General features: G+C 41.2%; 1 protein-coding gene and 1 pseudogene. Both read right to left on the reverse strand.

Annotated features, from left to right (window positions below):
- A pseudogene (locus FDW87_RS22180) lies at positions 1 to 405 on the reverse strand (hypothetical protein); the annotation flags it as partial.
- Between the two features lie 46 nt (positions 406 to 451).
- Positions 452 to 1228, reverse strand: a complete 777-nt coding sequence (locus FDW87_RS09220) for a hypothetical protein (protein ID WP_137379686.1) — start codon at positions 1226 to 1228, stop codon at positions 452 to 454.
- Positions 1229 to 1238: the final 10 nt, after the last annotated feature.

A 1238-nucleotide genomic window follows, 5' to 3' on the forward strand; every position in this document is an offset into this window, starting at 1 on the left:
TATTTCTTTTCCTTCCGGTCTGTCGACCATATTCCCCTCTGAATTTCTCTCTTGCCCCTGAAATGGAGACATATAAGATGCCACCTCCCATGTTTGCCCATAGTCTTTGGATATTGTGTATGCCCCCGGCTCCCACTCAGGAATAAATATATATTTATCGGAAGGATGAATATATTCACCTGTAAAAATTCTGAAGGAAGCAAATATGCCATCATAGATCTCTTTATGTATACTTCTTTTATTGTCATGATACCAAAGTGCCCCATCACAATTGAATCCTTTCAATTCCAGATAGCGGTTATCATCATAGCGATAAATAACCTGTGTGGGTGATTTTGTACAGGCAGAGACGGCGCATAGCGAGATTGCTCCGATTATTATTTTTAACATACTTCTCAGTGTCATCATTTATCCTTAAACGTTAAGCGACTCAGGCATATCCCATTGCAGATTATTTTCCCGCATCCAGGTCACAGCGCATCCGGGTCCATCCCTTATAGCCCACCACCTCCGGTTCTTTGTCGGGCAGGTTTTGATAATTTGCCTTATAACCCTCCGTTAAATGGGCTAAAGCAGCTTTCATAAAAACGACCGTCCCCCAGGCCGCACCTGGAGATTCAGGTCTCATATGAGCGTCTACATACTTACCCTTGGATTTATGTTTACCTGGCCTGTAGAGATAATACGTGTCATCAAAGAATTTATAATCAATACCCGGTCCGCCGGGTTTTAGACGCGGATCGTCAAAAGGATATGAACTCATATACAAATGATTCTGCGAAGTGGTAATAAATGCCTGATTATTAACCACCACCACTCTTTTGATTTCTTTTCCCTCCGGTCTGTCGACCATATTCCCCTCTGAATTTCTCTCTTGCCCCTGAAATGGGGACATATAAGATGCCACCTGCCATGTTTGCCCATAGTCTTTGGTTATTTTATATGCACTCGGTTCCCATCTTGGTATCAAGATATACTTATCCGATGGGTGAATATAAACTCCGGTAAAGATCTGATATGTTGAATAAACACCATTGACTAACTCCTTATGTATATTCCTTTTGGTATCATGATACCAAAGCGCCCCCTCACAATTAAAACCTTTCAATTCAAGATAACGGTTATCATCATAGCGATAAATTACCTGTGAGGGTGATTTTGTACAGGCAGTGACAGCGCATAGTGAGATTGCTCCGATTATTATTTTTAACATACTTCTCAGTGTCATCATTTATCCT

Origin of the sequence: Citrobacter sp. wls826 (assembly GCF_005281245.1) — a bacterium.
Taxonomy (GTDB): Bacteria; Pseudomonadota; Gammaproteobacteria; order Enterobacterales; family Enterobacteriaceae; genus Citrobacter; species Citrobacter braakii.

Excerpts from the sequence above, each read along its gene's own strand:
- FDW87_RS09220 (WP_137379686.1), bottom strand. The coding sequence starts at position 1,228 with ATGACACTGAGAAGTATGTTAAAAATAATAATCGGAGCAATCTCACTA.